At 67.2% G+C, this 5,501-nt stretch carries 5 protein-coding genes; 3 read left to right on the top strand and 2 right to left on the bottom strand.

Going from position 1 to position 5,501, the window contains the following annotated elements; all coding sequences use genetic code 11:
• The coding region (locus VF649_RS08635) for an ATP-binding protein (protein ID WP_331011556.1) at positions 1 to 2,319 on the top strand (2,319 nt) is incomplete at its 5' end.
• Between the two features lie 42 nt (positions 2,320 to 2,361).
• Here the strand turns inward: VF649_RS08635 and VF649_RS08630 are convergent.
• Complete coding sequence (locus tag VF649_RS08630; protein ID WP_331011555.1) at positions 2,362 to 2,856, bottom strand: TetR family transcriptional regulator; 495 nt, start codon at positions 2,854 to 2,856, stop codon at positions 2,362 to 2,364.
• Between the two features lie 51 nt (positions 2,857 to 2,907).
• Between VF649_RS08630 and VF649_RS08625 the strand changes: the two genes are divergently transcribed.
• Positions 2,908 to 3,660 (top strand): class I SAM-dependent methyltransferase, encoded by a 753-nt coding sequence (locus VF649_RS08625; RefSeq protein WP_331011554.1) that lies wholly within the window; start codon positions 2,908 to 2,910, stop codon positions 3,658 to 3,660.
• Positions 3,661 to 3,788: 128 nt separating this feature from the next.
• Here the strand turns inward: VF649_RS08625 and VF649_RS08620 are convergent, their stop codons facing one another.
• A complete protein-coding gene (locus VF649_RS08620) occupies positions 3,789 to 4,736 on the bottom strand; it encodes an NAD-dependent epimerase/dehydratase family protein (RefSeq protein ID WP_331011553.1) in 948 nt (315 codons plus the stop codon).
• A 75-nt stretch (positions 4,737 to 4,811) separates the two neighbouring features.
• On the opposite strand from VF649_RS08620, the gene VF649_RS08615 reads away from it, so the two are divergent.
• Positions 4,812 to 5,069 (top strand): putative quinol monooxygenase, encoded by a 258-nt coding sequence (locus VF649_RS08615; protein WP_331011552.1) that lies wholly within the window; start codon positions 4,812 to 4,814, stop codon positions 5,067 to 5,069.
• Positions 5,070 to 5,501: the final 432 nt, after the last annotated feature.

The raw sequence follows: 5,501 nt of genomic DNA, 5'->3' as shown, positions 1-5,501 counted from the left end.
ATCGGTCGCCCGGGGGATTTTTTCTACACGGCGGAAGACCAGGCGGCCGGCGTGTTCGCGTCCGAAGTGGCGCGTGCCCGCCGGGAAGGCCGCGCGGTCAACGAACGCTGGCACCTTCGGCGGGACGGCACCCGCTTCTGGGGGTCGGGATTGCTGATGCCGCTGGCCATGGACGATGGCGGTTTCGTGAAGATCTTTCGCGATCGCACGGTGGAACATGAGGCGGAGGCGGCCCTTCGGGACAGCGAGGATCGTCTGCGCTTCATCGGCATGCTGGAGGACCGCCTGTTCAGCTCGGCCGATGCCTCCGCGGCAATGCAGGCCGCGACCGAGATGTTGGGGCGCAGGCTCCAGGCATCGCGCTGCGCCTACGCCGATGTCGACCGCGACGGCGATCGCTTCTGGATCCGCAGCGACTATACCGCGCCGGGGCTGGAGAGTTCCGCCGGTGCCTACAGCCTTGACCTGTTCGGGCCGCGCGCGGCATCCGACATGCACGCCGGCCGACCGCTGGTCGTGCGCGACGTCGCGGCCGAGCTTGCGCCCGGCGAGGGGCGGGAGATGTTCCAGGCGATTGGGATCGACGCGATCATCTGCTGTCCCCTGGTCAAGGATGGGCGGCTGACCGCGATGATGGCCATCCATCAGCACGTGGCGCGCGACTGGACCGCCGCGGAAATCCTGCTGGTGAAGGATGTTGTGGAACGCTGCTGGGCGCATGTCGAGCGCGTGGGCGCGGAGGCACGGCTGCGGGAGAGCGAGGAACGGCTGCGGCTCGCGGTCGACAATGCCGATGTCGGGTTCTGGGATGTCGACTTGGTTCGGGATGCGCTGATCTGGCCACCGCGGACGAAGGCGATGTTCGGTATCGCGGCCGACGTGCCGGTGACGATGCAGGATTTCTACCGGGGTCTGCATCCGTCCGAACGCGACACGACCAGCGCGGCGTTCGCGGCGGCGGCCGACCCCGAACGCCGCGCGCTGTACGATGTCGAATATCGCACGATCGGCAAGGACGACGGGGTCGTCCGGTGGGTGGCGGCAAAGGGGCGCGGCGTGTTCGACGCGTCCGGGCGGTGCCTGCGCGTGGCGGGAACCGCGGTCGAGATCACCGCCCGCAAGGAGGCGGAAGAAGCACTGCGCGAGTTGAATGCCACGCTGGAAGCGCGGATCGCCACCGCGATCGCGGACCGGGAACAGGCGCAGGAGGCGCTTCGCCACAGCCAGAAGATGGAGGCGATGGGACAGTTGACCGGTGGTGTCGCGCATGATTTCAACAATCTGCTGACCCCGATCGTCGGCGGGCTCGATCTTCTCCAGCGAAAGGGGCTCGGGGGCGAACGCGAGCAACGCCTGATCGCCGGCGCGGCGCAGTCGGCGGATCGCGCCAAGACGCTGGTGCAACGGCTGCTGGCATTCGCACGGCGGCAGCCGCTCCAGGCGGTACCCGTCGACGTGGCGAAGCTTGTCACCGGCATGGGCGATCTCGTGTCCAGCACGACGGGGCCGCAGATCCGGGTGACGGTGGACGCGCCGGATGGCCTGCCAGCCGCCAAGGCCGATCCGAACCAACTCGAAATGGCGATCCTCAATCTGGCGGTCAACGCCCGCGACGCCATGCCGGACGGTGGCACGCTGCGCATCTCGGCGGCGCGGGAATCGGTCCGGCCGGGACACCACACCGGGCTTCGCACGGGGCACTATATCTGCCTGTCGGTCGCCGACACGGGGGAGGGCATGGACGAGGCCACGCTTGCGCGCGCCATCGAACCCTTCTTTTCCACGAAGGGCATCGGCAAGGGTACCGGCCTCGGCCTGTCGATGGTCCATGGACTTGCCTCGCAGCTTGGCGGCGCGCTTGCGATCACCAGCCGGCCGGGCGCCGGAACCACGATCATGCTGTGGCTGCCGCAAAGCACGCTGCGGCCCGAGCGACCCGAGGTCGAACATGCACCCGCGGCCCGGCCGGACGCCGACGGGGTGGCGTTGCTGGTCGATGATGAGGAGCTTGTTCGGATGAGCACCGCCGACATGCTGAACGACCTAGGCTACCAGGTGGTCGAGGCGGCGTCCGGTGAGGAGGCGATGCGGCTGGTCGAACAGGGCGGATCGTTCGACCTGCTCGTCACCGATCACCTCATGCCGGGCATGACCGGTACCGACCTGGCGCGGGCGATCCGCAGCCTCAAGCCCGACCTGCCCGTGCTGCTCGTGTCCGGTTATGCCGAAAATGAAGGCATTGACCCCACCCTGCCCCGCCTGACCAAACCGTTCCGCAAGGACGATCTGGCCACCAGCCTCCTGCAGATGTCCGCCTGATCCCGGCATTACCGAAGCCGCACGAGCCGGCTGCCGCCGAGATCACGCGTCGCCGCGCGCAAAGGCCCCTATGAAAAGCGCGATGCCATACACCACGCGATCGGCAATCGTTGGCCGGCGCGGCGCTGGCGGCGCCGGGATCGACGCCCAGGGACGGGTGGACGTCGCTGCTCCCTTACACCGACCGAACAGCGCCTCTGCCGCCCGAACCGGATCCAGGATCGCGGCCAGGTTCGCGATCGTTTGCGCAGGACCCGCTGCACAGAACGTCTGCGCCGATACCGGGTGTTGTCGCCGTTCACCTGCCAGGACGTTGCCGAAGTCGATCGCGACACCCGTCGCCAGAAACGTCAGGATCCCGATCCCGAACGACCGCGGCTTGCTCTCCAGATCATCATCATCGTTGCCCGGAGCCGGAACCTGGGCTGCTTCGATCGCGTCCGTCTCGCGCAGGACCCTCGCTGCGAACAGGACGTGCCTGGCCGTGCGGTCATCGTCGTCCTTTCCGGCGGGCGACTTGACCACCGCCGCTGCCATGACCAACACCATAGGGACCGTACACGAACCCCATGATGCAGGATCGCCGATGTGACGCAGCGAACCACCTCTGCCGCACGGGCGCGGTATGGATTTGACGCTCCAGGCATCATGCTTGGTCTGCTGTTCGGGGGCGCTACCATGGTCCTGCTGGGCTGGGCCGTCGTCGCGCTCACCGCGGGCGCGGCGCGCTACCTCGGCATGATCCTCATGGCACTCGGGGCGATTCCGCTGTTCTTCGGGCTGCTCATGGTCCTCTACGCCTTTGCCGGAAAGGCTCGCACCCGCGACCACATCCTCCATCTGGCGGACCTTCGGGATGGCGACACCGTTCTGGACGTCGGAACCGGCGCAGGCCTGCTGCTGGTCGCCGCGGCGAAGCGGAACCCGCGCGGCACAGCCATCGGCATCGACCTGTGGTCCGCCAAGGACCTGTCCAACAACGCTGCCGCGACCACCCTGCGCAACATCGCTGTCGAAGGTGTCGACGATCGCGCCGCGGTCCGCACCGCGGATGCCCGCGCCTTGCCGTTCCCGGACGCGGGGTTTGACCGGGTCCTGTCGCTGCTTTGCCTGCACAATATCGAGGACGAAACCGATCAGCGGCGCGCCTGCCACGAAATTGCGCGAGTCCTGAAACCGGGCGGGCGGATCGTGATCGGCGATTATGTACCGACACACCGTTATGCCGCCGCATTCGCGGACGCCGGACTGCACATCGTTCGGTCCAGACCGGCGTTCGGCATCGCCTTGTCGCTGATGTGGATCGTCGTTGCGGAAAGGCCCGCCGATACACGCATCTGATCCGACGCCGGCGGCGGACACGCCTGATGCCCGCCTGTCGTTTCTTGACGCACACCCGCTCGGATGAAGTCGGTTGTCATTCAGCGGAGTGTCGGCGGGGGATCGGGCGTCCGCATCCGCCGCCCGTGCTATTGGCCCTGCTGATCCATATGGGCCATCCGGCCGAGCGCCCGTTCGACGAGCGACCGGAGATCGCCATCATGCGCGAATCCGGCCCGCTCCGCAGCGGGTGTGGCCAGCGCAGGATGACGGCCGAACGCGGCTTCCAACGCGTCGTCCGGGCGATATTCGACCAGCTCAGGGGACGCGCCCGTCTGGCTCGCAATTTCCGCAACAAGGTCCGCCATCCGCATGGCGAGGGCAGGAAGCGTCACGACCCGCGTCCGCGGCATGGTTGCGCTGTCCAGCGTCAGGCCGTGGATGAGGTTGTCGGCACATCGGGTGACGGATTGCACCCAGATTGTTGCGCCGGCCGACACCGGGCACTGAAATGATCGACCGCCCCGCAAGGCGTGGAACAGGTCACTCATGAAGGCGGACTTCATGCCCGATGGACCCTGCGGTCGTGCGACAACGCCCGGCAGCCGGACGGTGACACCGTCAATCTCGCTGCGTGCACTCATCATCGCGAGCGCGATTTCCATCATCGCCTTGTGACCGCCATAGACCAGTTTCGGCGCGATAACCGTGGCATCGTCGACCCCGTTGGACGGCAGCGGATCACCAAAGACCGCGATCGAACTGGCATAGACCACCCGCGGCCGATGGCTGATCGCCCTGACGTCCTCCAGCAGGTCGTACATCGCATCGACATTCACGCGCCGCGACGCCGCGGGATCGGCTTCCGCGGCCCCGCCGGGCACCGTCGCGAGGTGGATCAGCGCATCACACCCATCGGCCAGCGCCGCCCGGCGTGCGGCGGGATCGGCCAGGTCGCCGACCACCGCCCGAAATGCGGGGGCCGCGATCATGCCTTCCGCGCGGGTATCGAATCCGACGACCGATCGTCCCTGCGCCAGCAGGCGCTCGACGACCGCCTGACCAACGAACCCGCCGGCCCCGGTGACAACAATCATGATGATCTGACCCTTCTCTCTATCGCGCGCCACGTTACGCTGTCGGCTCTGGACGCGTAGGAGGTTTTGGACCCGATGATCACCGAAATCGCGCATCTCACCATCGATCCCGCGCAGGCCGACGCGTTCGAAGCCGCCGTCGCCGCCGTTTCGTGCGTCTTCCGGGATGCACCGGGCTGCCGCGGCATGGCATTGGAGCGGGAAATCGAGGATCCCGCCTGCTACCGCCTGCGGGTTGCTTGGATCAGCGTGGACGCGCACATGGTCGACTTCCGCAATTCCGAAGGGTTCCAGCGATGCCGCGCGGCAGTCGGACAAGTTCTTCGCGGCTAGACCGACGGTGGTCCACACCCGTGAGGTCGCCCGCCATGTCTGACCGCTGATCGTGTGGATGGAAAAGCAGCACGTCTCCGTCCCCGAAGGAACTGAAAAGACCCTATGGCCGCCGACTGCCCTAACCGCCAGATTGCGTGGCTCACCCGCATGATGATGGATGGCATTCCGGACGATACCGGATGATGCCCTATCGGCGGCGGCGGCGGCGGCTGGATTGCGGAAATCGCGAGGTATGCGGAGGTGACGCCACCATGACGGCGCTGATGCGCCTGCCGGTACCAGATCGAGGACGGACCGAGGGGGTAGAATTGGCCGGAGGTGAGCGCGCCCGGCACGGGATGACGTACCCGGCGTCGGCAATTCTCGACGCCCGCGGCGCCGACTGCCATTGCAGATTGGGGTCTCGGCAATGCGGCGCCAGCGCACGAG

Source organism: Sphingomonas sp. (assembly GCF_036387535.1).
In the GTDB taxonomy this organism is placed as follows: Bacteria; Pseudomonadota; Alphaproteobacteria; order Sphingomonadales; family Sphingomonadaceae; genus Sphingomonas_R.
This window is presented reverse-complemented; position numbering and strand designations above follow the sequence as displayed.

What these genes read in the sequence shown, in the direction of transcription:
- VF649_RS08630 (WP_331011555.1), bottom strand. Translation starts at nt 2,856, where the DNA reads ATGGCAGCGGCGGTGGTCAAGTCGCCCGCCGGAAAGGACGACGATGAC.
- VF649_RS08615 (WP_331011552.1), top strand. Translation starts at nt 4,812, where the DNA reads ATGATCACCGAAATCGCGCATCTCACCATCGATCCCGCGCAGGCCGAC.
- VF649_RS08620 (WP_331011553.1), bottom strand. Translation starts at nt 4,736, where the DNA reads ATGATTGTTGTCACCGGGGCCGGCGGGTTCGTTGGTCAGGCGGTCGTC.